Source organism: Bacterioplanoides pacificum, assembly GCF_042648445.1.
Taxonomy (GTDB): Bacteria; Pseudomonadota; Gammaproteobacteria; order Pseudomonadales; family Oceanobacteraceae; genus Bacterioplanoides; species Bacterioplanoides pacificum.
The window spans coordinates 52338-76668 of record NZ_JBHRYB010000010.1; the positions used below are offsets into that span (position 1 = coordinate 52338).

Consider the following 24331-nt stretch of genomic DNA (forward strand, 5'->3'; position numbering starts at 1 on the left):
GAACGGGCCTTATAAATGACTTGCTGGCAGTCGTGTGTTATATTGCGGCTTTGGATTCCCGCCCGGATATTATCTTGAAAGTCGCAATTTTTAACGATACCCGCCCTACAAATCATTACGGCTGTATGTTGGTAATGCGCAACCTCCTTAACGAATTGAAGTTGGTTGGTGCAGAAGTGATCTGGACTTTTCCTGTTAGTACGGATTGGCGAAAACATAAGCGTAAACTATTAAATATGCCAGCCGTAGACGCGATTGTTGTCAACGGTGAGGGAACTATACATCGGGCAGAAGAACGTAAGTTCGCTATGGCTCTGGCATCTTTAGCTGACTTTGCTAAACGAGAGTTGAATACTCCATGCTATCTTATTAATGCAACACTGCATCGGAACTCTGCAAGAACATATCAATTGATATCAAGTTATCGAGCGATATATGTCAGAGATAAGAGGAGTTTGCATGAACTCCAAAGCGCTGGTTTAGCTGGCCAATATGTTCCGGATATGACTTTCGCTGGGAATGCTTCGCTTTCGAAGGTAAAGGCATCCGGTGTATGTGTTATTGATAGTGCAATTAAAGAAGACAGTGCATTTTTAGCCGAATTTGCAGAATCGAAGAAACTAACTTTCAGGTCGATGATTGTCGCTCGCCCCGGGAATGCAAAGTTTCTACGAAGCCCAAGGCCCTATATTAAAAATATTATACGGTGGATGTGTGGTGAATACCGTATTCCGACAGATCCTGATTTTTATATTGAATTTTTGAAACAGCACCGATTGGTAATAACTGGGCGTTATCACACAGTAACGATGTGTGTTAAAAATCGAATACCGTTTGTCGCTTTGGAGTCCAATACTCCTAAGGTCGATAGCTTGCTTAATGATATCTTTGGTAGCAGCGATCGCTCCACGCCAATTGAGGATATCGTCAAAATAGACTTGGAAGAGATTCAAGGCTTTAGTGAAGTTGAACTCTCTCAAATAGATATTTTTTGTGAAGATGCGCGGTTTGCTATTCGTAATATGGTTGAACATATTGCTGAAGATGTAGTATCTGATCGAAATCATGAGTATATCTATGAATAATATTTTTCGTCTTTTAGTAAACCGTTATAAGTCCAGAGGATTAAGACGATATGTTGCTAAACACTACGGATTGTCGATAAGTGAGATTATAGACGCTGTCACTGTAAAGCTATCTCGTGAATGCTCTGAAACTATTTCTCGCAGCGAGTATAGGAATCTTGGTGGCGTTAATAATATGGGAATACTGTTGCATTACAATAGCTCAGAACACCCATTTGCATTAACTAAGCTTCAGTCAGCAGTGTTTGCTGAGCGAGAATGGCGCTTTCAACGATGGCAAGAGGACCATTGTAAGTCAGTATTGGCTCCTAATGCATACGCTTATGGGCTATTTCCAGGAAAGGTGTTTGGCTGGGTCACCAGTGAATGTCTGCTCAACATAAAGGCACATGAAGCTGAAAAAATAGTGTCTTTATATAACTTATTGGATGTTGACCCTGATAATCTCAAATCGCTTTCGCTGTCGGGGTCTTTCGATAAACTGCCGGATGAGATAATTCCTGATACAAAAATAAAATCAATTTTGACATATCTTGTGTCCGGAACGGGAGACGATGAGTGTGTTCGATTTATGCGGCAATATTTATCTGATCGAAATTATTTATTGCGCTCTTTGCTATCAAATGATGATGTTACGAACCTGATTGCAGGTATTTTCCCGACGTCGGGTATTACTCTGGGTTTAGTTCATGGGGATTTCAAGCATCAAAATATTATGAAGTCCAGAACTGGTGAACTAAAAATTATTGATTTGCAATACTATACATATGGTAGAAGAATTTGGGATATCGCATTTTACGCATCTAAAGACAATGGGTCGATATATTCCTGGTTTAACCTATTAAATGAGACAGGGAGTGTAAGCCGGTCGGATCTCGAGCTTTTTCTTATGTATTACTTAGTGGCTGCAATAATTAACGTTAAAAAGAAACGTAGTCGAAGTGTTATTGAACGAAAATTAAGGCCGTGTGTTGAGTTGATGAGAATGAAAGGTGTTTTGAAGTGAAGCGTATTGGTGTATTGCTTACAAGTTTGGCTGGGGCTGGGGCGGAAAGGACAATCCTAACCTTATGTGAGGGGCTTCTTCGTTACAACTGTGATGTGACCCTATTCGCTATTCGCGACCGTGTCGAATACATGCCACCAGCTGGTATTAAATATGTTTGTTTAAATGCTGATACTAACGCCTTAGCTCGTCAAAGAGTGAAAAGCACCTTGTCACCTATAAAAGATGAGTTTGATTTTTTTATCGTGAGTAGTACTAAGTTTTTCGATTATGTTCCCATTGAAAATAAAGTAGGTACAGTCCATATAACCCCTACCGCTTGGATTAAGTCGGAATGTTTTGATTGGTACCACCGTCCTAGGAAGCTGGCGCGTCTTCGTAGGAAATTTCGTGGTAAAAGGATGGTTGCCTTATCTAATGGAATTAAAGACGATCTGGTGTCGTCATTGGGCTGTAAAGAGGAAGATATCACTGTTATCCCCAACCCATTTGATCTGGAGAAAATGAGGCAGCTAGCGGAAGCAGAGGATTATTCCAGTGAGATGCCTTATATCATATGTGTTGCTTCTCTCACGGCAAGAAAGCGTCACGATGATTTGATCACTTCATTCGCTTTGATGCAAGATCAAAAGCACGACCTGTTGTTAGTGGGCAAGGGACCAGAGAAAGAGCGCCTACAAGCACTCGCAGAATCACTCGGTGTTGGTCATAGGGTCAAGTTCTATGGGTGGACTAGCAACCCTTACCCTCTCATGAAGAATGCGGCGCTGTCCGTCTTAACATCGGAAGCTGAAGGGTCTCCGCGCGTTGTAATAGAATCTCTGTTGCTAGGAACTCCAGTTGTCTCGACAGACTGCCCGTCAGGTCCTTCTGAGATCCTCACGGGCAAGTTCTCTGATTATCTTGTCTCGATTGGTGATTGCGATGCTATAGCAACGGCTATGGATGCAGCGGTTCAAGCTTATCCTCAAGACTTCAGCACGTTGGAGCTGGATCGCTTTATCAGTACTGAGGTTGCGAAGCGCTATCTTGAGTTGTTCTCAGATGGAGCTTCATGATTTGATAAGCTGAATATAAGAAATACTACCAAAAAGTAAGGGAGTAGTGCCGCAGCTCTCATTGCTGGTGTGTTGGTTAGACCCGAAATAATGAAAGTTAAGCCCGCACACAAAGACATTACTTGTTCTGGACGGCGAGTTATATATATTATTGAGCTTATAGCTGGGCCGTAAATGCCAATTAGAAATAGTGGCCCAGCAAGCAATCCCATCCATACCAAGCTATTGATTATGTCATTGTGCAAGTGGATGAATCCAATATTCCGTGGATCTATAAAATCAGGGTCACTCTCATAGCGCTCTTGGAAATGGTCTATATGTTTGGCAACTCCTGTGCCGGTTAATGGATGCCGCGATAACTCAGAGAGTCCTGCTTGCCATAACTGGATGCGTGTCCCAGAGGAGCTGTAGGAGGTGGGGTTGGTAATCGTATTTTCGATAGCGTTATTAATTCTTGTTCCGATAGGAGTGTAGCTGTACACGCAATAGCTTGCGATCGATATAAATATTGCAGAAATTACGACGAGACGCTTTCGCTTCAATTTGTAGCTATAATAGATCATGGCTATCATCGATGTTATCGCTATCGCCAGTAAGGGGCCTCTACTACCTGAGTATATTATCGCAAGAACTGCTGTAATGAATGCCAGTCCCGATGCCGCTGCGATGTAATAATTATTTTTTAAAAGTGCTTGTAATGCGATAGCGATTGTTGTGCTGCCAACAACAGCTACGCTGGTAGCATAAATAATTGGTAGATTAATGCTGCCGCTAGTACGGTAATACCTAGCTGGTTGCTTGAGATGATAGTCTGCGATACCGACTGCCGCTAACATTAGCGTTGCGGTAATAAGTGCAGCGTATATAAGCCAATGCTGTTTTTTTGTGGGTTTCAGAATCGGCATGATAACTATTAATGGAATAATAATACTGGTTAGGTCACTGCGAAAACGAACCGCTACCATTTCGGTAGATTTACTCGTTAGTATCACGACAACTGCTAGCGCTATACTAAGTGCAATAACATTCCAATTAGGGGGAGTGAAAAAACGTTTTAGCTGTATTCGGCAGTGTGAATTAAAAGCATAACCGCAAATTGCTACTAAGGCTGTACAGTGAAATAGCGTTTTTGCTAAATGATAACTTGGGCCATAGCTGATAAGCGTCAGCAAGCACAGAAAAAGAACAATATCACTCCAGATATTGTCAGAATGAATTAAGCTATCGTTTTTCATTTATAACCTGAATGCCTAAGTTGTTCATGAGTTGTGATAATGGTGTTGAAGTATCCGCATATGCCACTACATTGAGCTCAGGGCGCAGCCATTTCGCAGTGAGTAATGCTGTAGATACATCTCCGATTATACGACACTGGGGATGCAGTATTGGTAAAATAATCTCCATCGGTAAATCAGCGGCAATTTTGCTGGCTTTTTCGTTAATATCCGACAAGGTGTGAGTATTTCTAGGGTGATCTTTGATGCCAGGATTTGAGGAACGGTTGATTTCCTCGGTAAGTCGATGGTAGCACGCGCTATTACGTAAGCTTTCATGGGGTAGAATCGCTAGAGTCTTAATGCCACGCACGGTATTGGGATCGTCTAAGCAGCTGGCTGCTAGGTCAATAAATATGTCGTTGTTTAGTCCTTTAGGTAAATCGTGGATGATTTTTTTTTGCAATGCTGGAACTATCTCTTTTGGAAAAGCAACATGGATGTGTGAAACCCAGGCAGAAGCCCCAATAGTTTCCGGCTGGCACCACCAGCAGCCGTAAATTAACTTTTTAAGTGTTGCATCTATAATCTGATCTTTCAGCCAGTGAGTGTCTCGACCAATATAGGTATAGGTTCCATCATCAATGTAGTGGCCTGTGACATTCTTATGCTGCTGATTAGCCATAAGATATTGGAACTCAATCCTACGATCATTGCCGGTGTAAAGATGGGTGGCTTCAAATTGTCTTGCTTTGGTTGCGAGTTGGTGAAGCTGATGTTTACGATTGATTTTTTGGCGTAAATTTCTGGCTTTATGTGTAACTATTTCAGTTAGTTCGAAAGGCGAATTTTTCCAGTTGTGTAGTGCCTTAACGAATTCAGATGTTTCAGTCGGCTGATCGATTAACCATAATCGTGATCTGTCACTACTGGGTAAGCTATGGGCAATCAGTGCTGAAATAATCGCATTGAATGGCGTTGAGGCCAAAAAAAGGTGATTCATGGCTGGCGGTTCTCAGTGGTAATAATTGCTTTGAAGCGCTTTAAAATAGCCATTAAATGCTCGTCAGATGCATCTTGCCAGCGACCTGGTACAGTGTATTCATGTTCTAAATAGCTCAGAAAGTTTTCCAATAGTAGATCTTCTGGCTCCCAGTCTGTGTAAGTTAGGAGTGCTTGCTCCAGAGCTCGTTGGTTTTGCGCAGAAATAGTTATACCGCTAATATTATAAAACGCCTCTCCCATTACGATAACTTTTTTTCTGTTTTGAAGTGCTTCGAGTCCAACAGATGAGTTTATGGTAGCAATTGCATCAGCATGCTGAATTAAATGAGTGGTGTTACCGTGTTTGATCAAGCGAATGCGCTTTGATTCATTATTCAAGCGATTAATCAGTTGAGAGTAGTTCTCTGAGCTGGCAGGGTGGGTTTTGATAATAATGTTGGGCATTTTTTTACCGAGATTATTCTCTGCTTCGAGCAGAGCGTCTATCATTCGGTGCATATCCCGAATCCAAGGTGAGAACCTAACGATCTGGCTATCCGTGTTTACTTGGCATGGAATAAAAAGAAAGTTTTCTGGCAATTGCTGATCCCTTTTAATTTGCTCTGGCCATGAAGCTTTGCTTATTGGTTGATAGCGCCGAAAGAACTCAGGATCTCTGGGGACTGAATTAATGAAATTAATTCCTTTGGGGTCAAACATTGTTGTTCCTGGAAGAGCTCCGCGTTCAATATAAATGCAAGGTATGTTGAGGGCCTGGGCAGCTGCGCAAGCAATCTCTTGTCGAAACTTTAAACCGTTCCAGAGAATCAGATAGTCACACTGCTTTGTGCGGAATTCTTGGTAATAGCGAAAGAGCAGGAACTTTGCTTCTATTGATTTTAATGTTGCCAGCAGCCGCGCCTTCCATAAAGGAAGTACGGTATTTGGGGTACGGTTGCGCCGTTCACGAATATAGTTGCTGATAACTGATGGTGGTAATTCTACGCGAGAACGTACCCAGGCTATCATGCCTGGCACAACCGGGATAGATTTGTACCAGAATTGAGTTGTGTCAAAACCCGCTTGCTCAAGAGTTGCTGCCAGTTTTTCGGCATATTGTTTCTGGGTCTTGCGTGCGGAAAATATGCCAACTCTCATCTGGTAAAATCCGTTTAGTTCAATAATCTCAATTATACCAGATTCTTCCACACATCCAGACTGGCTTTGGCCTGGTTCATAGTATAGAAGTGCAGGCCCGGTGCGCCGCCTTCCAGCAGGCGTTTGCACATGTCTGTGACGACTTCTTCACCAAACTGCCTGATACTGTCGCTGTCATCGCCATAGGCTTCCAGCTGTTTGCGGATCCAGCGGGGGATCTCTGCGCCACAGGAATCGCTGAAGCGTGCCAGCTTGCTGTAGTTGGTGATTGGCATGATGCCCGGGATGATTGGGATATCAACGCCCATGGCACGCACACGCTCAACAAAGTAGAAGTAGCTGTCGGCGTTAAAGAAGTACTGGGTGATGGCGCTGTTCGCTCCGGCTTTGGCTTTACGCACAAAGTTCTGCAGGTCGGCTTCGAAGTTGCTGGCCTGAGGGTGCATTTCCGGGTACGCCGCGACTTCCAGCGTGAAGTGATCACCGGTTTCCTGGCGAATAAACTCCACCAGCTCATTGGCGTAACGCAGTTCACTGCTGCCCAGACCGGCGCCAGAGGGCAGGTCGCCACGCAGAGTCACGATGCGTTTGATGCCCAGTTCCTGATACTGCTGCAGTATCTCGCGGATTTCTGCCTTGCTGCCACCGATACAGGCGAGGTGAGGTGCAGCGGCAATGCCACGTTCCTGAATGGCTTCCACGATGGCATAAGTACGGTCGCGGGTGGAGCCACCGGCACCGTAGGTCACGGAGAAAAACTCCGGATTGTAAGCGGCCAGCTCGTCACGAACATTCAGCAGCTTTTCTGTACCTTCTTCCGTTTTGGTTGGGAAGAATTCAAAACTCAGGGTAGTCATTTTAAGCGTCGCTATCTTGAGTGAATCGGTTGAGGGTTTGTAGGAGGGGACCTTGTCCCCGACCTTTTCGGATGAAATATCGCGGACAGGGTCCGCTCCTACAACGCTTTCTTACTTATAAGCCTCAGTACTTATAAGCCTCAGTACTTATAAGCCTCTGGCTTATAGGGACCATCCACATCCACTGCGATGTAGTCGGCCTGTTCCTGAGTCAGCTGAGTGATCACGCCACCGAAGCCTTCAACCATATCTTTGGCCACTTCTTCGTCGAGCTTCTTCGGCAGCACTTTCACGTAGATGCTTTCTTTCTTCTCGGCTTCCATCATGTCGGCGAATTTACGCTCGTACAGATAGATCTGTGCCAGTACCTGGTTGGCGAAGGAGCCATCCATGATGCGGCTTGGGTGGCCGGTGGCGTTGCCCAGGTTCACCAGGCGACCTTCCGACAGCAGGATCAGGTGGTCGTTGCTGGCTTTGTTACGGATCACTTTGTGAACCTGTGGCTTCACTTCGTCCCATTCCCAGTTGGCACGCATATATGCGGTATCAATTTCGTTATCGAAGTGACCGATATTACAAACCACAGCACCGCTCTTCAGCGCTTGCAGCATATTTTTGTCACATACGTTGACGTTGCCTGTGGTGGTTACGATCAGATCGGTGTTGCCCAGCAGGGTTTTATTGATGCCGTCCAGCTCGCCGGTGTTAACGCCGTTGAGGTACGGGGAAACCACTTCAAAACCGTCCATACAAGCCTGCATGGCACAGATTGGGTCGACTTCCGTCACTTTAACAATCATGCCTTCCTGACGCAGTGATGCCGCAGAGCCTTTACCCACGTCACCGTAGCCAATCACCAGCGCTTTTTTACCGGACAGCAGGTGGTCGGTGCCACGCTTGATGGCATCGTTGAGGGAATGACGACAACCGTACTTGTTGTCATTCTTGGATTTGGTCACGGCATCGTTAACGTTGATCGCCGGTACCTTCAGTTCACCTTTGTTCAGCATATCGAGCAGACGGTGGACACCGGTGGTGGTTTCTTCAGAAATACCGTGGATGCGTTCCAGCATTTGTGGGAAATCGTTGTGAACCATTTCGGTCAGGTCGCCGCCATCGTCCAGGATCATGTTAGCGTCCCAGACTTTGTCGCCGTCTTTTTCAGCCAGGATGGTTTGTTTGATGCACCACAGGAATTCTTCTTCGGTTTCGCCTTTCCAGGCAAACACCGGGATACCGGCGGCAGCGATGGCCGCAGCGGCGTGATCCTGAGTTGAGAAAATGTTACAGGAAGACCAGCGCACGTCAGCACCCAGATCAACCAAGGTCTCAATCAGAACCGCAGTCTGGATGGTCATGTGGATACAACCCATGATTTTGGCGCCCGCCAATGGTTGTGACTCTTTGTATTTGCGGCGCAGTGCCATCAGCGCCGGCATTTCACCTTCGGCGATGTCGATTTCTTTACGGCCCCAGGCCGCGTCTTTAGCGAATTGCTCAGCGTCCTGAGCAGCCACTTTATAATCGGTAAAAGACATAGTTTTTCCTCGTTTTGTCGCGGACAGGGTCCGCTCCCACGGTATTAATTTAAATGTGTATTCATCGTTTGTTGTGGCAGGGAACCTGGTCCCTGATAGCGGATGAATCCGCTCCTACGGTATTAATTTAAAAGTGTATTCATCGTTTGTTGTGGGAGGGGACCTTGTCCCCGATGGCGGATGGATCCGCTCCCACACGATGAAATTAACTGTGTTCTGAATTCGTGACGCTTAAACACCAGCGGCCGCTTTTAATGCATCCACCTTATCGGTACGTTCCCAGGTGAAAGCGGTGAAGGTTTTGCTCTTCTGCTCACCGTTTTCAACGTAGTTATAGGTGTGCTCAAATGGCTCGCGACCAAAGTGACCATAAGCCGCCGTCAGCTGATACATAGGGTTCAGCAGTTCCAGCTGGTTCTGAATGGCGTAAGGACGCAGGTCGAATACCTGGCGAATGACGTTCGCCAGTTCAGTATCCGGGATTTTTCCGGTACCAAAGGTATTCACCGAGATCGACGTTGGCTCAGCCACACCAATGGCGTAAGACACCTGAATTTCACACTTATCGGCCAGTTCAGCAGCAACGATGTTTTTCGCCACGTAGCGGCCGATGTAAGCCGCAGAGCGGTCTACTTTGGATGGATCTTTGCCGGAGAAAGCACCACCACCGTGGCGAGCCATACCACCGTAGGTATCAACAATAATCTTACGGCCGGTCAGGCCTGCGTCACCGACCGGACCACCAATCACAAAATTACCGGTTGGGTTGATGTGGTACAGCGTGCCTTCGTGCAGCCATTCAGCGGGTAATACCGCTTTAATGATGTTCTCCAGTACGGCTTCGCGCAGGTCTTCCAGTGAAATGCTCGGATCGTGCTGAGTCGACAGTACCACGGCATCCACCTTCGGGGTGTCGCCTTCCCAGTTAATGGTGACCTGAGATTTGGCATCCGGGCGCAACCACGGCAGGGTGCCGTTACGGCGCAGCTCTGACTGACGCTCGACCAGGCGGTGGGCGTAATACACTGGCGCAGGCATCAGCGTCTCGGTTTCGTTGGTGGCGTAGCCGAACATCAGGCCCTGGTCGCCGGCGCCCTGATCTTCAGGCTTAGCGCGGTCAACACCCTGGTTGATGTCGACCGATTGTTTACCGATACCGTTTAATACTGCACAGGTCGCACCGTCGAAACCGACGTCGGAGCTGTTGTAACCAATGCCGGTAATGACATCACGAACGATGTCTTCGAGGTCGACGTAACAAGAGGTGGTCACTTCGCCGGCGACTACCGCCATACCGGTCTTTACCAGGGTTTCTACCGCAACACGGGCGTACGGGTCGCGGGCGATAATGGCATCCAGCACGGCATCAGAAATCTGGTCCGCAACTTTATCCGGGTGGCCTTCTGATACGGACTCAGAAGTAAAAATAGAATATTCACTCATGCTTTTCAGGCTCCGTTTTTTAAATCGTTTTGGGCTTTCTGTTCATGGCTTATGAAACACGCGAAACTGAATCTGAAAACCGTTTCGCAACCCGAGAAATTGACTAGGGCCTTCGGTTAAACCCGCTTCCCTGGCCCAAGCGGTTAAATCTGCCGGGTCGAAACCCAGCCATAAATCACCACAGGATTCCCGTGCCCAGCTTTGTTCATGGCGACACAGGTCGGTGATTAACAGGCTGCCACCTTGCGCTAATAACGCGGCAACCTGGGTAAAAATGGTTTTGGGTGCCGGCACGTGGTGCAACACCATATTGGCAACCGCAAACTGGTAGCGGTTGTCGCTGTGTGGCAGGCTGGTGGCATCCCCCAATACACAACGGACATTGGTCAGTGCCTGCTGGTCGACGACTTTCTGTGTCAGTGCCAGCATATCCGGCGAAATATCCAGTGCCGTTACTGCGCCAAAATGGTTGGCTAACGCGGGAATAAACGCCCCTTCCCCGGGGCCGATTTCCAAAGCGTAGCCGTTGCCTTTGTGGTCGCCAGCCAGCGACAACAATAACTCGTTCAGTGCCTCTCCGTATTGATCGTGGGAGGCAATCAGATCCTGCTGTTCTTTAAAGTCTTCTGCATGGCGGGCAAAAAATTCGGCACAGGTGCGGGCACGTTCTGCCAGTACCTCCGCCACGGCCGGAGCGGCTAGGTTGTCGTCCGGATTGCTGCTGGCATCAATGGCCGCCAGTGTGCTGCGCAACCAATGGTCAAAAGCCGTGTCATCTTTTACCAGTGGGCGACGATAAAAAATACTGTTGCCTTCCCGCTGGGTGCTGACCAAACCAGCCGTTGCCAGAATCTTCAGGTGATGGCTCATACTCGATTGTTTGATATCAAATACCCGGCACAGTTCCAGCACGCCAAATGCGCCCTGACCCAATAAGCGCAGAATCGCCATGCGCAACGGATCGCCTGCTGCTTTACAGGCCTGGGCCAGTGTATTCAGCGGCAGCGTCGGGGAGGTCTGTTCGGTATGGGTCAGCTCGTCAGTCATGCTGCGCAGTGTAGTGCGCTTTTGATTCTATATCAATTTTTTTCGATATAGATTTTTGTTTGGTTTTTGATATTGAATTATTAGTTTTAATTGATTTTTATGATTTTGGCCGGGGAGTCACTTTATTCAGGGTAATCACACAGGAGACCAAACGATGAAATCTGTACAGGGCTATATCATATGAACCCACCAGAAAACGCCATTGTTCTAAGTGTTGATGAAAAAACACAGATTCAAGCTCTGGATCGAACACAACCACGTCTTCCCCTCAATCCAAGCCGGATTGGTAGCCGGACGCACGATTACAAAAGACACGGAACGGCCAATTTGTACGCAGCCTTTAATACTTTGACGGGCAAAGTGATCGGAAAAGTGGCAGACCGGACAAACAGCAAGGAGTTTTTATCCTTCTTGAAGCTGGTTGATCGGCGTACAAATTCGAATAAAGATCTCCACATAATCCTGGACAACCTCAGCGCACATAAAACAAAAGAAGTTCGGGAGTGGGTCGAAGCTAATCCTCGCATCCATCTACACTTCACTCCGACCAGCTCCTCGTGGCTGAACGCCGTGGAGGACTGGTTTTCTCAACTGGAGCGTCGAGCGTTGTATCGCGGAGTATTCATCAGTGTTTCAGAATTAAAGATAGAGCTGGAAAACTTTATCAGAGCCCATAATGCGGAGAGTGCGAAGCCGTTCAAATGGACGAAGCCCGCGGGCCAAATTCTGGCTTCGGTCGAGGGGGCAGAACAATCGTTACAGAACTAACCGCATGGACCACTAGGTATACCAAGGTAGTCATCACAAGTTGGATGTTATTCAAGAGATTATTCGCTTGTATTCTGCGACTATATTAGGAATCTTTTTAAGGTTGTTATTCCTGAACGCTGTGGTGTACGTCGATTTGATATAAGCATCTTGCTTATCACCGTTGTCGTTAAAATTTATTTTGGCGTTGAGGTCGAGATCAGGGTTGATGAAGCTTTCAGTCGGGATTACTCCGGTTGCTGCGAGCATCATGTATTTGGTACGTGTGCATTTACTGCATATTCCACAGTTTTCTGGCCTGATCTTTTTATCCTTGCACAGAGATAATGCCTTTAATGCTAATTTGTTTGACATGATAGAAGGCAGCTTTTCAGCACGAGTAACATCATTTCCATAGGTTTCCAGTGAAAAATCACCAGAGCTGTAAAGTTGATCTGTTGCAATTGATGAGCCATAGGGAAGCTCTTCGAATTGTTGATATAATGCGAAGTCTGCTGCCATGGTTACACTGCGATAACTTTTACTGAATAAGAAACTGGCAGAAGCCAAGACAAAAACGAAAGTCAATCGAGGTGGAATGGAATATTTCTTATATACATCATATGCGTTGCTGCGAATCATTAGGCGCTGATCTGCATATTGATCTGCCAGAAAATTCGTCTTGGCTATTGATTTTTTAAAACGCTCTTGATCGGAGATCCTATAATCCATTCCCTGAATTGTTAGAAGATCGGGCTTGTCTTTAAAGCTCTTGTTGATAATTGCATATGTTGAATCAACTCCGCCGCTAAATAGCAATAATTCCTTCGTTTTTTTTGTGGTGTCAGGTTGTCGATATTTCTTGAAATGTACTTTTATAAGATAGTATTTTTTAGGTAGCCAGCATGCCCATATATCTGATAAACGCTCTGCATTTTTTTTTGTTTCTTGTGTCCCTGAGCCATGAATCACTAGATCCTTTTTCTTGGACATCGCAACAGGTAAAAATATCCACGCTACAAAATCCATATGTTGAATTTCAGGTTTGTATGGCCCATTTGATTCAAAGTAAAAAGTATCTTCACCTGAAGAAACATAAATTTTATTGCCTTCCTGGAAAGAGTAAACGTTTATGTTTTCCTTGTCATCCTGGTTGGAAATCCTTACAATATTTTCGTAGTGACTAATTCTTTTTAATATGTCGCGACTAAGTTTTTTCTCTGATTTTAATATTCTTTTAACAATATTTTTCATTTTTTTCTGCGGCTTAGGGCTTTAAGTTGAATTGTGGCAGTGATCTATATGATTTTCCATCTATTATTCGGTCGAAGATGTTAAGAGATTCTTGTTCCGAGAAAAGTCCATTTTTAACATTTGGCCAGTAAGCAGATTCTGACCTTCGAATAAATAAGGCTGAGGATCGTGATTTTAGAGCTACTGGAATCCTTTCGTAATTAAGAGCTGCCAAAGATGAAAATCGATGCTTACCTCCGATGTTTACCCAGACCCAATCGTTGTCAGAGATTAGAAACTGACCATGAATATATCCATAACGTTCGGGGAAATAACCGTTTTTTTGGATGCTGTTATAGACACTTATTAGTCGTTTGAACTCTAAATTTCCAAGGCCTTCGGATACAGGGCCAAAAAATTGCCAACCATAATTATCTTTTTCTCGCAAGCCTAACTGATAGGCTTCCTTTGATAATAGTCTTTTGGCATTTGTGTTGGCACAAATTCTTTTCAATTTGGCCTCTGGCGTGGAAGTACTCCATGGTAAAACCGTCGCCATTGGATGGTATTCTCTGAGCAATGGGGAATGGCTTTGTAGTACTTCGGCCATATTCTTGGGGCAATATGACTTGTAATATTGTTCTAAGACGGAGCCTTGGTATGAAGACCGCCCATGACCATAGTCAGTAAGAGTTTGAATAAAGGGGCTTCCTGGCTTAGTGAAACCAAGTATATGAGTCCGGCAGCGTGCCATAGGTACAAGAGCAGCTCCGCCTTTGAAGTTTGAGTAGATAAGATCTAGAGGCCCCTTGCCACTACTTAGATCATATAGTGATGTAGTGTACTTGTCTCTAGACAGAAAGCTTCTTATATCTCTAAGTTTCACTTCAAGCCTGCGAAAATTAAATGCGTTCTAAGTATGCAAGATACCATATCTATATAATCCGGGCTATTAAGTAGAAGAAGCTGGTCGTTAGTTCTGTTTCCCAAGTATAGCCTTTGCAGTCTTCTGCGAAAATGACTCAAGCATAATCTATGATTCAACCCAGTTACCTCCTCAGTACGTTTTTTCTATCGATTCGTTAGTTTTAATTGATTTTTATGATTTTTGCCGGGGAGTTACTTTATTCAGGGTAATCACACAGGAGACCAAATGATGAAATCCGTACAGGCTTATGTGAATGTTTTTGCTGCCATTGCTATCAACCAATCTGCATCTGAACAGCCCGAACAGCCGGCTGAGAGAGCCCGTTGTGGCGAGTGTAACTACAACGATAATTACTACGGCGATCAGGTGTGCATGGGGTCTGAATAAAACTGCGTAAAGATCGTTGTTGAAACAATGGGCCCGTGTAACAGTGCGGGCTTTGCTTTTTGGGGAGTCACTCAGATGCTTAAACGCTTAGTCGCAATGATATTACTGACGCTGGCAGCCGGTTGCAGCGCCAATCAGGCAGCGCCTGACGGTGTTTCCGGTCAGGGTACTGAGCAGGTGTCTGAAGGCGGTGAGAAACCCGCCCACCACGGTGATGGTGGGTTCCGGAATTTGTATTTATCCGAGGATTACGAGCCCAGTACGCTGGCGTTTTTACAAGCGCGTTTTTTTGGTGATATGAACTGGCCTGATGCACCGCAAGACTACCAGGTCTTCTGGCAGGCAACCGATCCGGCGCTGGTGCAGCAGCCCGCGCCCCAACCTCAGGCGACACTGATTGGCCATTCCACGGTACTGCTGCAATATCAGGGCATGAATATTCTCACGGATCCGATATTTTCTCAGCGCGCGTCGCCGTTTTCATTTGCCGGACCGCAACGTTATACCCAGCCGTCTCTGGCGCTTAATGAATTACCGGAAATTGATGTGGTGGTGATTTCTCATAATCATTATGACCACCTGGATGTGGAGAGTGTGGCGGCGTTAGGCAACAACCCCTTATGGCTGGTACCGCTGGGATTAAAAGACTGGTTGCAGCGACAGGGTATTGAGCATGTCAGAGAACTCGACTGGTGGCAGAGTCATACCGTCGGTGGGGTACAGATTCAGGCACTGCCGAGCCAGCATTGGTCAAAACGGACCTTGTTCGATACCAATAAAAGTCTGTGGGCCTCCTGGGCATTTCGCTGGCCGGGTTTTACCGCCTGGTTTGGTGGCGATACCGGCTATAACCCGGTGCAGTTTAAAGAAATTGGCGAAGCGTTAGGCCAGGTTGATCTGGCGATGATACCGATTGGTGCCTATGAGCCGCGCTGGTTTATGAAATACCATCATGTGAACCCGGCGGATGCGGTAGAAATCTTTAAGGATATTAATGCCCGCGAGGCGTTCGGTATTCACTGGAATACCTTTGTTTTGACTGCCGAAACCATCGATGAGCCACCCCAGGCGCTGGCCGCTGCGCTGCAGCTCCAGCAGATTGATGCGCAGCGTTTTCAGGCGATGAATATTGGCGCCACCTGGCGGGCCAATGACTCGTTGCAGCTGACACGGGCTCAGCGACCGGGCAGTGCAACCTTGCCGGACTGAATCACTTCCCCCTGTTGCCATAAGCGCCATTCGCCGGGCTGGTAGAGATCCCAGGCTTCATCGCTGGTGAGTGGTTCTGTGGCAATAATACTGACCACATCATTGGCGGTGGTTTCCGCTTCAAAATCGACCGTAACATCGGCGTCTTTTAATTGTGCCGGGCCAAACGGCGCGCGGCGGGTGATGCTGGCGAGTTTGGTGGAACAAAAGGTAAATAACCAGTCGCCATTACTTAATAAACAATTAAATACTCCCTGGCGGGCATAGTCTCCGGCTTGTTGTACCAGAATGGTCGCCAGAGTTTCCAGGCTGGCATCACGCTGGCTCCGGCTGCGGATCTGATTCATCAGATCGCAGAAGATGGCTTCGCTGTCGGTGTCGCCCACCGCTTCATAAATACCATCCCGCTGGCGGAAGTCATTAATCTGGCCATTGTGAGCAAACACCCAATAGCGGCCCCATAATTCGCGGGTAAAGGGATGGGTGTTGGCTAAACAGACATGGCCGACGTTGGCCTGACGGATATGACAGATGGCGGTGTTGCTTTTGATCGGGTGGGATTGCACCACGCTGGCGATTTCTGAGGAAGCACTGGCGGCCGATTCATGGAAGGCCTGCACCCCTTTGCCTTCGTAGAAGGCAACGCCCCAGCCGTCACCGTGAGGCCCGGTATCGCCGCCGCGGCGGGTCAGGCCGGTAAAGCTGAAACATAAATCGGTTGGAGTATTGGCACTCATGCCCAGAAGTTCGCACATAAATCAGAATCACCAAATCAGATCCTCTGATTTTAACCTAAGTGATTATTAGCGCGGTACCCGGCGGATACGGCCTTTTTCATCGATAGCGACATACACAAAGGTGGCGTCGACCACTTTACGGCGCTGGTTTTCATTCGGGTTGCGGGTCCAGACTTCCACATTGATCCGTACCGATGACGTGCCGATTTCCAGCAACCGGGTGTAGATACACACGGCGGCACCGATACGGATGGGTGACATAAACGACAGTGAGTCCATCGCGATATTGGCGATACGGCCCTGAGCCAGGCGGCTGACCACACTTTCGGCAGCATGATCCATTTTACTGACTACCCAGCCACTGCTGATATCACCGTGAATATTGGCTTCTGCACGGGTCGGAATCAGACGCATCGACAGTTCGCCGTCGGGCGCTGGTTGATTGTCTTCCGCTGCCGGTTGGGCGGTTGCTTGAGGAGTAGGACGCGATTCCATCGGGTTCTGACCTGATTCTGATTATTTTCCGCGAGTTTACTGGTTTTTAGCGCTGTAGCACAGTCATTCACCCGTGGATAAAGTGAATGCACTGTGGCACAAACGGCAATAATGATCAGCCGTAAACCTGCTCAGGTAACCAGGTTGCCAGCTGCGGGAATATGGCCAGCAGAAGCAGCACCAGCAACTGGATCATAATAAACGGAATCACACCTTTATAAATAGTGCGGGTGGCTATTGTGTCGGGTGCCACGCCACGCAGATAAAACAGCGCAAAACCAAAAGGTGGCGTGAGGAACGACGTCTGCAGGTTGATGGCGATCATAATTCCAAGCCATACCGGGTCGACTCCCATGGTTAATAATACCGGCGCTACAATCGGTACTACCACAAAGGTGATTTCGATAAAGTCGAGGATAAAACCCAGCAGAAAGATCACCAGCATCACCACCAGCATGGCACCTAAGACGCCGCCGGGCATATCACTGAAGGCTGAGTGGACCAGTTCTTCGCCACCGAAGCCACGAAATACCAGAGAAAATAACGCCGCGCCGATAAAGATCATAAACACCATGCTGCTGACCTGCAGTGTGGCATCCATGACGTCTTTCAGCCGTTTAAGGTCGAGCTCGCCATACATCAGGGCCAGCACCGTGGCGCCTAAAGCACCGATGCCGGCGGCTTCGGTGGGGGTGGCAATGCCGCTTAAAATGGAACCCAGCACGGCGATGATCAGGGCCAGCGGAGGAATCAGCCCCTGTAATAACTGCAGAAAAAAGCGTCTGCTTAACGGCGGCCGGTCGGCAACGGCGGGTGCTGCCTGAGGGCGGAATAACGCCACCAGTGCCATATACAGCAGATAACCCATTACTAACATCAAACCGGGAATTAATGCACCCACAAACAGATCGGCAACCGAGACGGTTTCCGGTGAAAAAATGCCCATCTTCAGCTGTGCCTGCTGATACGAACTGGATAACACATCCCCGAGAATGATCAGCGCGGTGGAAGGTGGAATAATCTGCCCCAGGGTGCCGGTGGCGCAGATGTTGCCGCTCGCCAGCGCCGGGTTGTAACCCTGCTTCAGCATGGTCGGCAGAGAGATCAGTCCCATGGTGACGACGGTGGCACCGATAATGCCGGTGCTAGCGGCCATCAACATGCCAACCAGCACCACCGCAAACCCTAAGCCGCCGCGCAGCGGGCCGAATAACAGCTCGAGATTACGCAATAATTGTTCAGCGATGCGGGATTTTTCCAGCATCACTCCCATAAACACAAACAGCGGTACGGCAATCAGAATCTGGTTACTGATAATGCCGAATAAACGGTTTGGCAAAGCGGACAAAAAGGCGGCATCCATGGTGCCGCTCAATACGCCAGCGATGGCAAACAACAACGAGGTGCCTGCCAGTGAAAAGGCCACCGGAAAACCGGCCATCAGCACCAGACAAACAACGATAAATAAAATCAGCGGCAGCCACTCAGCCATGGTGCACCTCCGTCGGATTCTCAGGATCTGTTTGTTCTGAGTCGGGCAGGAAGGTTCTGGCAAACTCCGCAAGCGCCTGCAGGATCATCAGCAATGGCATAATCAGAATCAGGGTTTTTAACAGATAAACAAACGGCAGGCCGCCGGCTTCCTGTGATTTTTCACCGATACTCCAGGCCAGGGCAACGTAACTCCAGCTGCTGTACAGCATAAAAAGACACACGGGTAACAACAGCAAAACAATGCCAAATCTGTCTATCCGCTGTTGTGTGCGGCGCTGGAAAGTGCGGTAAAACACATCCACCCGCACATGGCCTCCCTGTTGCCAGGTATAGGCGGCACCCAGCATAAAAATGGATGCATGCAGATACATCACCGTTTCCTGCAGCGCGATGGAGGGAATCCCGAAGGCGTAACGCAGTAGCACCACCAGGCAGGAACATATCACCATCAGCAGGGATAACCAGCGGACGGCGCGGCCGGTGGCCCGGGTAAAACGGTCGATCAGAAGTATTTTTTCAAGCATGTGCTGAATATTGCCGGCAATGGTGACTTATTTCTTTTTTTCTTTTTAGCGTCTTTGATGGGTAAGTCTCCATCGAGAAAACGCTGCGCCGCTTCTTCGGCATTTTTGACGCTGGTAGCGACGGCAATCACGTCCCTTTGTTGTAACAGGTTGACCAGGCCTTCACCAATTGCCGAGGCGATCACGACATCAATTTTATCGATAGGGTGTGCTTTATCCGGGCTGAACCCCTGTAAGACATAGTTTTCACTGAATTCGATAACTTCCCGCTCCAGCACTTCAAAGCCGTCGGTATCGAACAAAATAAAGGTACGGCAGCGGCCAGGCTGTCCACACACGGTTTGTCCATTTAAGCTGGCAACAGCAATTTTCATAATTCATTCTCAAATAATTGGGGTTATATCAGGGTTGCCGTCAGTTGCAGCACGGCCAGAGCAAAAATACCGGCCAGAACATCATCAATCATAATGCCAAAACCGCCATGGACTTTTTTATCCAGCCATTTGATGGGCCAGGGTTTGACGATGTCGAACAGCCGGAACAAGGCGAAGCCGTATATGATCCAGGCCCAGCCCCAGTCGCCGTTAACGGGTAGCCAGAGGTAGGTGATCCATAACCCGATCCATTCGTCCCAGACGATGCCTCCGTGGTCGTGAACGCCCAGGTCACGTGATGTGTATTCACACAGCAGCACACCAAAGGCAAAACCGGCGATTAATACCCCAATATAAGGCAGCGTCGGCACGCCTTGTAAAAACAGCCACCACACGGGTAAAGCCGCCAGCGTACCCCAGGTGCCGGGAGCTTTTCTGGCCAGTCCGGAGCCCAGGCCAAACGCCAGCAGGTGGATGGGATTTTTTAAATTCAGATTTTTCAGGTCAGGACGATTCAACACACCAGATCCCGTTGGCAAAAAAAGAGCCGCAGTTTAGCAGCTCGGGCGGGTGCTGTTGATAGTAATGGGTGCTGTTGATAGTAATTATCGTGGTCAGGCCGGTTGTAACTGATATTGCACCAGTTGATCCGGGTTGAGCAGCATGACGGTTTGTTTGCCGCTGCTGAGGTCGACGTCTTTCAGCCAGCTGGTGGCGAATTCCGGTAATAACTCGTGGGCACCCTGGTCGTGTTGTAGGGCGTCGCAGCTGAAAACTTCGCCGATATCATCAACCCGCAGGCCGACCACCGAGTTTTGCTGGTCCTGCAGCATAATCACCGTTGGCCGTACGCTGGCGCTGATCATGCCTATGGCATCGCTGAATAACTCCTGTAGCCGTACCAGAGTGGTACGTTTCTGTTCGTTCAGTATTTCCAGGGCCTGCTCAGTTTGCCCCTGGTCGCGTAGCTGCAGCAGTTCATCCGCCAGTGCGTGAATGCGGCGGTGCGGCGCATCAAACTTTTGCAGCAGTTGCGCCAGTGCGCTGTTATCGCTGCGGAAGTTATCGTACCAGCGACCAAATGCACACTGGTGCGGGTCTCTGGCTTTGCTGAACTCATTGCCGTGGCGCAGGCTTTGTTCCAGGGCGTCCAGCCAGTCGATATGATCCTGTTCACGTGCCCGTAACAGCGTGGTCAGTTCATCAACCTGATGCAGAGCCGAGTGTTGTCCCAGCAACTCGGCCAGAGACAGGACCACACAGGGTTCACCTTCAAACTCGACCATGTCGTGTTGCTTACCCTGACCCGATGCGACCCGGGTGATGCGCAGGCTGCTGTCGGCGGTGATAAAGCGCACGCTGTTAATAGTCACGGCATAATGTTGCCGGGCGTGACGAAAACTGAGGTATTCCATAACTAAAGCACCGCAAAAATAAATCGACCGCCTCAGTATAGACAGGCTGGTTGGTTTACGTGTTTGGCAGGGTTAAAGGGTATCGAGCGGATCGATATCCAGATGCCATCGCACCCGGTTAAACCCTTTTTGCTGCTCCAGAAACTGCACCAGCGCTTCGGCAACCCGATGCAGGGCGGAGCGTTCGTTGGCGAAAATCTGTAGCTGCTGGCGGAAACGGCCATTGCGGCGCTCCATAATAGCGGGGAAGGGACCTAACAGATTCAGCCCCTGTTGTTTCAGCTGCAACCCCTGGCGGTCGTGTTGCTGGTGGTGATGGCGCTGGAATTGCTGGATAAAATCGCGTGCCAGTTGCAGCAGCTGTTGTGCCTGGTTGCGGTCTTCACATTCGCTGCGTAATAACGCCATAAAGCTGTAAGGCGGCAGTTGTTGCTGATTGCGCTGTTGCAGCAGCGACAGTGCTAAGGCGTGGTAACCGTTGTCGAGTAACAGATTCAGCTGCGGATGGTCGGCATATAACGTCTGAATCCAGACTTCGCCGGGAGATTCCGCCCGCCCGGCCCGGCCGGCCACCTGCAGAATCAGTTGTGCGCTGTGTTCCATGCCACGGAAATCGGCGCTGAATAAACCGGAGTCACTGTCGAGTATGGTGACCATAGTGACATCCGGGAAATGATGCCCTTTGGCCAGCATCTGGGTGCCCACCAGGATGCAGGGGCCGCCGTTGTGGATATCGTCGAATAACTGATCGAAGGCTTGTTTGTTACGAACGCTGTCGCGGTCGACCCGGCGTACCGGGAAATCAGCAAACAGCTGCTTCAGTTGTTGTTCGATGCGTTCTGTGCCCTGGCCTATCGGTTCGATATCCGGGCTGTGGCAGCTGGGGCAATGACCGGGAATACCCTGCTGAAAATCACAATGGTGGCAGTGCAGGTGGGCCGGGCTCTGATGCAGGGTCAGGCGGGCGTCACAGCGCCGGCATTCAGCCATCCAGCCACACTGGCGGCAAGCCAGCAGCGGGGCAAAACCGCGACGATTAATAAACACCAGCACCTGCTTGCCTGCCTGCAGATGCTGTTGCATTTTCGCCAGAACCGGCTGGGCAAATCCCGCGGTCAGTGGCTGATGCAGAATGCTGTGTAACTTCATCGCCGGCGGCCTGGCATTGCCGGCACGGCGCAACAGTTTGAGGTGCAGATATTTGCCGCTCAGGGCATTGTGTAAGGTTTCCAGCGATGGTGTGGCTGAGCCAAGCAACACGGGTACACCGGTTTTACTGGCCCGTACCAGAGCAAAATCGCGTGCCGAATAGCGCAGGCCGTCCTGCTGCTTGAAGGACGCATCATGTTCTTCATCGAGGATGATCAGGCCCAGGTCCGGCATCGGGGTAAACACCGCGGAACGAGTGCCGATCAGAATACGGGCCTTGCCTTCTTTGCACTGGCGCCAGCCCTGTAAACGCTCACGATCATTGAGGCCGGAATGTAATAACGCCACCGGCACATCAAAACGGGCACGAAAACGGCCAACGGTTTGTGGGGTCAGGCCGATTTCCGGTACCAATACCAGTACCTGTTTGCCGGTTGCCAGTGCTTTACTGATCAGCTGCAGGTACACCTCGGTTTTGCCGGAGCCGGTGACGCCTTCCAGCAGGCTGGGCTTAAAGCTGCCCAGATGCTGGCTGATCTGTTGCAGCGCTTTGTGTTGTTCGTCGTTGAGTGGCAACGGGTCGGCGATCGTGGTAGCAATCGCCGGTACGGGAAGTTGTTGGCGGGGGCTGATCAGCCCCAGCTCTGCCAGGCGTTTCAGCTGTGCCTGGCTGTAGCCCTGTGAGGTCAGCTCTTTATGCGACCACTGCGAATGTTGTTGGAACAGCTGCCATAAGGCGCGTTGCTTTTCGCCTTTCAGATCCGCTGAGTGAGCATCGGGTTGTCTCAGCCATACTTTTTCATCGACTTCACTGAGTTCGCAGCCGCGCCGTAACATGACCGGCAGGGCCAGCTCCAGCACTTCGCCCAGGCTGTGGTGGTAGTAGCCTGCCAGCCACTGACACAGCTGCAACGTCGGCTCATCAACTACCGGTTCGTCATCCAGCCGCTGCAGCAGGGGTTTCAGCTTGTTGTGGGGCACGTCGGTGTGTTCATGACAGCCGATCACAATGCCGGTTAACACCTGGCGGCCAAATTCAACCCGCACCCGCTGGCCTGGCTGATAACAGCCAGCGTTTTCATTGGCGGCGGGTAAATAATCAAATAAGCGCCGCAGTGGCACAGGCAGGGCGATGGTTACAACAAAAAAGGGCATGAAAAGGCTTGCTGATGACGTTGGCTCTGGTATTATGCGCGTCCTTATGCCCCATGCAAGGGCTACTTTAACTTAGCAATCAGTAACGCGGTGCTGACAGAGGTTCTGTTAGTGGCGGCGCGAAGATTAAGAGGTTTGTTATGCAAAACGATATTCAACCAGAATACGCAGAACTGGTCGCTACCTGCTCTTGCGGTAACGTGATCAACACTAAATCCACTAAGCCTGGCACTATGGCTCTGGATGTATGCTCTGCTTGTCACCCATTCTACACTGGTAAGCAGAAAGTTCTGGATACCGGCGGTCGTATCGACAAGTTCAAGAAGCGTTTTGGTGCTTTCAAGAAGTAAGCTACCAGGCGTTAGAAAAAACCCGCTGCGGCGGGTTTTTTTGTGTCTGTTATTTGTATGGCGGGTGCCAGCGAATGAATCTTCGGGGACAGGGTCCCCTCCTACAGAATTTGGTCTTGCGTAGGAGTGGACCCTGTCCGCGATAAAACCAGCGGCCATAAAAAAACCCGCCGAAGCGGGTTTTTTGAATAGGACGTTTAGGTCTTATTACTCCAGGCATCCTTGCCTTACGCCCTTCGGGCCAGCCTCCGGCTGTTATAATTTGATCCAGTCAAATTATTCGACTTTGTATGTCGGGTGCCAGCGAATGAATCTTCGGGGACAGGGTCCCCTCCTACAGAATTTGGTCTTGCGTAGGAGCGGACCCTGTCCGCGATAAAACCAGCGGCCATAAAAAAACCCGCCGAAGCGGGTTTTTTGAATAGGACGTTTAGGTCTTATTACTCCAGGCATCCTTGCCTTACGCCCTTCGGGCCAGCCTCCGGCTGTTATAAAACGCTCCGGGCGTTTTATTCAATAATAGACGCTACAACACCAGCACCAACAGTACGGCCGCCTTCACGGATCGCGAAGCGCAGACCTTCGTCCATCGCGATTGGTGCGATCAGCTCAACCGACAGAGTTACGTTGTCACCTGGCATAACCATTTCAACGCCTTCTGGCAGCTCAACAGCACCGGTCACGTCAGTGGTACGGAAGTAGAACTGTGGACGGTAACCTTTGAAGAATGGCGTGTGACGGCCA

At 49.0% G+C, this 24331-nt stretch carries 24 protein-coding genes and 1 pseudogene; 7 read left to right on the top strand and 18 right to left on the bottom strand.

Annotated elements, in window-relative coordinates; genetic code table 11:
* Window positions 1-74: 74 nt before the first annotated feature.
* The 3 genes from ACFOMG_RS10905 to ACFOMG_RS10915 are packed head-to-tail and all read left to right on the top strand — an operon-like array spanning window position 75 to window position 3149.
* Complete coding sequence (locus tag ACFOMG_RS10905; protein WP_376866611.1) at window positions 75-1085, top strand: polysaccharide pyruvyl transferase family protein; 1011 nt, start codon at window positions 75-77, stop codon at window positions 1083-1085.
* A complete protein-coding gene (locus tag ACFOMG_RS10910) occupies window positions 1078-2091 on the top strand; it encodes a phosphotransferase family protein (RefSeq protein ID WP_376866612.1) in 1014 nt (337 codons plus the stop codon). The genes ACFOMG_RS10905 and ACFOMG_RS10910 overlap by 8 nt, the downstream gene beginning before the upstream one ends.
* Complete coding sequence (locus ACFOMG_RS10915; protein WP_376866614.1) at window positions 2088-3149, top strand: glycosyltransferase; 1062 nt, start codon at window positions 2088-2090, stop codon at window positions 3147-3149. The genes ACFOMG_RS10910 and ACFOMG_RS10915 overlap by 4 nt, the downstream gene beginning before the upstream one ends.
* Here the strand turns inward: ACFOMG_RS10915 and ACFOMG_RS10920 are convergent.
* From ACFOMG_RS10920 to ACFOMG_RS10950, 7 genes are all read right to left on the bottom strand, one after another.
* On the bottom strand, window positions 3116-4384 hold the full coding sequence (locus tag ACFOMG_RS10920; protein WP_376866615.1) for an O-antigen ligase family protein: 1269 nt from the start codon (window positions 4382-4384) through the stop codon (window positions 3116-3118). The two genes, ACFOMG_RS10915 and ACFOMG_RS10920, sit on opposite strands and share 34 nt — an antisense overlap.
* Complete coding sequence (locus ACFOMG_RS10925) at window positions 4371-5366, bottom strand: hypothetical protein (RefSeq protein WP_376866616.1); 996 nt, start codon at window positions 5364-5366, stop codon at window positions 4371-4373. Before ACFOMG_RS10925 ends, ACFOMG_RS10920 begins: the two co-directional genes overlap by 14 nt.
* Complete coding sequence (locus ACFOMG_RS10930; protein WP_376866617.1) at window positions 5363-6556, bottom strand: capsular polysaccharide export protein, LipB/KpsS family; 1194 nt, start codon at window positions 6554-6556, stop codon at window positions 5363-5365. The genes ACFOMG_RS10925 and ACFOMG_RS10930 overlap by 4 nt, the downstream gene beginning before the upstream one ends.
* Entirely contained in the window at window positions 6538-7362 is an 825-nt protein-coding gene (gene metF / locus ACFOMG_RS10935; RefSeq protein WP_376866618.1) for a methylenetetrahydrofolate reductase [NAD(P)H], read from the bottom strand. The genes ACFOMG_RS10930 and metF overlap by 19 nt, the downstream gene beginning before the upstream one ends.
* A gap of 140 nt (window positions 7363-7502) precedes the next feature.
* Window positions 7503-8900, bottom strand: coding sequence for an adenosylhomocysteinase (ahcY, locus tag ACFOMG_RS10940; protein ID WP_376866619.1), 1398 nt, complete (start codon window positions 8898-8900; stop codon window positions 7503-7505).
* A 231-nt stretch (window positions 8901-9131) separates the two neighbouring features.
* Window positions 9132-10343, bottom strand: a complete 1212-nt coding sequence (metK, locus tag ACFOMG_RS10945) for a methionine adenosyltransferase (protein WP_376866620.1) — start codon at window positions 10341-10343, stop codon at window positions 9132-9134.
* A gap of 42 nt (window positions 10344-10385) precedes the next feature.
* On the bottom strand, window positions 10386-11390 hold the full coding sequence (locus ACFOMG_RS10950; protein ID WP_376866621.1) for an ArsR/SmtB family transcription factor: 1005 nt from the start codon (window positions 11388-11390) through the stop codon (window positions 10386-10388).
* Window positions 11391-11543: 153 nt separating this feature from the next.
* Between ACFOMG_RS10950 and ACFOMG_RS10955 the strand changes: the two are divergent.
* A pseudogene (locus tag ACFOMG_RS10955) lies at window positions 11544-12158 on the top strand (IS630 family transposase); the annotation flags it as partial.
* Between the two features lie 51 nt (window positions 12159-12209).
* Here the strand turns inward: ACFOMG_RS10955 and ACFOMG_RS10960 are convergent.
* Window positions 12210-13391: a hypothetical protein gene (locus tag ACFOMG_RS10960; protein WP_376866622.1), complete on the bottom strand. Its 1182-nt coding sequence runs from the start codon at window positions 13389-13391 to the stop codon at window positions 12210-12212.
* A gap of 13 nt (window positions 13392-13404) precedes the next feature.
* On the bottom strand, window positions 13405-13929 hold the full coding sequence (locus ACFOMG_RS10965; protein WP_376866623.1) for a hypothetical protein: 525 nt from the start codon (window positions 13927-13929) through the stop codon (window positions 13405-13407).
* A gap of 594 nt (window positions 13930-14523) precedes the next feature.
* On the opposite strand from ACFOMG_RS10965, the gene ACFOMG_RS10970 reads away from it, so the two are divergent.
* Together ACFOMG_RS10970 and ACFOMG_RS10975 are read left to right on the top strand one after the other, a co-directional pair.
* Window positions 14524-14685: a hypothetical protein gene (locus ACFOMG_RS10970; protein WP_376866624.1), complete on the top strand. Its 162-nt coding sequence runs from the start codon at window positions 14524-14526 to the stop codon at window positions 14683-14685.
* A 75-nt stretch (window positions 14686-14760) separates the two neighbouring features.
* On the top strand, window positions 14761-15894 hold the full coding sequence (locus ACFOMG_RS10975; RefSeq protein ID WP_376866626.1) for an MBL fold metallo-hydrolase: 1134 nt from the start codon (window positions 14761-14763) through the stop codon (window positions 15892-15894).
* Here the strand turns inward: ACFOMG_RS10975 and ACFOMG_RS10980 are convergent.
* The 8 genes from ACFOMG_RS10980 to ACFOMG_RS11015 form a co-directional block, all read right to left on the bottom strand.
* On the bottom strand, window positions 15861-16649 hold the full coding sequence (locus tag ACFOMG_RS10980; protein ID WP_376866627.1) for a class II glutamine amidotransferase: 789 nt from the start codon (window positions 16647-16649) through the stop codon (window positions 15861-15863). The two genes, ACFOMG_RS10975 and ACFOMG_RS10980, sit on opposite strands and share 34 nt — an antisense overlap.
* A gap of 48 nt (window positions 16650-16697) precedes the next feature.
* The gene (locus ACFOMG_RS10985; RefSeq protein WP_376866628.1) at window positions 16698-17126 is read right to left on the bottom strand and encodes an acyl-CoA thioesterase; all 429 of its coding nucleotides are present in this window, start codon (window positions 17124-17126) and stop codon (window positions 16698-16700) included.
* A gap of 115 nt (window positions 17127-17241) precedes the next feature.
* A complete protein-coding gene (locus ACFOMG_RS10990) occupies window positions 17242-18618 on the bottom strand; it encodes a TRAP transporter large permease (protein ID WP_376866630.1) in 1377 nt (458 codons plus the stop codon).
* Window positions 18611-19144, bottom strand: a complete 534-nt coding sequence (locus ACFOMG_RS10995) for a TRAP transporter small permease subunit (protein WP_376866631.1) — start codon at window positions 19142-19144, stop codon at window positions 18611-18613. The genes ACFOMG_RS10990 and ACFOMG_RS10995 overlap by 8 nt, the downstream gene beginning before the upstream one ends.
* Window positions 19123-19518, bottom strand: a complete 396-nt coding sequence (locus tag ACFOMG_RS11000; RefSeq protein WP_376866632.1) for a NifB/NifX family molybdenum-iron cluster-binding protein — start codon at window positions 19516-19518, stop codon at window positions 19123-19125. The genes ACFOMG_RS10995 and ACFOMG_RS11000 overlap by 22 nt, the downstream gene beginning before the upstream one ends.
* A 23-nt stretch (window positions 19519-19541) precedes the next feature.
* A complete protein-coding gene (locus tag ACFOMG_RS11005; protein ID WP_376866639.1) occupies window positions 19542-20036 on the bottom strand; it encodes a phosphatidylglycerophosphatase A family protein in 495 nt (164 codons plus the stop codon).
* Window positions 20037-20132: 96 nt separating this feature from the next.
* Window positions 20133-20933, bottom strand: coding sequence for a CZB domain-containing protein (locus ACFOMG_RS11010; protein WP_376866634.1), 801 nt, complete (start codon window positions 20931-20933; stop codon window positions 20133-20135).
* A 72-nt stretch (window positions 20934-21005) separates the two neighbouring features.
* Window positions 21006-23237 carry a primosomal protein N' gene (locus ACFOMG_RS11015; RefSeq protein WP_376866635.1) on the bottom strand — a complete coding sequence of 744 codons (2232 nt, stop codon included), beginning with the start codon at window positions 23235-23237 and terminating at the stop codon, window positions 21006-21008.
* A 140-nt stretch (window positions 23238-23377) separates the two neighbouring features.
* Between ACFOMG_RS11015 and rpmE the strand changes: the two genes are divergently transcribed.
* A complete protein-coding gene (gene rpmE, locus ACFOMG_RS11020; protein ID WP_376866636.1) occupies window positions 23378-23587 on the top strand; it encodes a 50S ribosomal protein L31 in 210 nt (69 codons plus the stop codon).
* 509 nt (window positions 23588-24096) lie between these two features.
* Here the strand turns inward: rpmE and ACFOMG_RS11025 are convergent.
* A partial coding sequence (locus ACFOMG_RS11025; protein ID WP_449237029.1) for an EF-Tu C-terminal domain-related protein occupies window positions 24097-24331 on the bottom strand: 235 nt, incomplete at its 5' end.